Annotated in this window: 1 pseudogene; it reads right to left on the bottom strand. The window is 59.4% G+C overall.

The window, feature by feature from the left end:
• Nucleotides 1-436 (bottom strand): annotated as a pseudogene (locus tag L6966_RS11960) (hypothetical protein); the annotation flags it as partial.

Here is a 436-nt window from a genome sequence, read left to right on the forward strand (position 1 = left end):
GCACCCGTGGGAGCCTCACCCTCCACGAGGGTTTCGCCGCTCACCACGGCATCATCCGGGTTGTACCACACACTCACCATGGGGCTTGCCGCACCAGTTTGGAAGGGCTGGCGATCCTCCGTGGCCACCACCACGGTCTGCGAACCATTGAGGTTTACTTTGCCAACTTGAGAATCCTCACGCAGTGTGTTGAGGGTATCTACCGTCACAGGGGCGGTGTTGCCATTGACTACCGCGTCTACGGAGGCCATTTGGGAGCTGATGGCGGAATCGAAGGTATCACCGAGAGCCTTGGTGAACATCATCGAACCGGACACGAACGCGGTGCCCAGAACCACCGCGAGGACGGTGAGCAGCAGGCGTACCTTGTGCGAGGCCACGGAGCGCCAGGAGACTCGGTACATGGCCTTTGAACTTGATTGAGTGTCTACTGAGT

Source organism: Rothia nasisuis (assembly GCF_928381405.1).
In the GTDB taxonomy this organism is placed as follows: Bacteria; Actinomycetota; Actinomycetes; order Actinomycetales; family Micrococcaceae; genus Rothia; species Rothia nasisuis.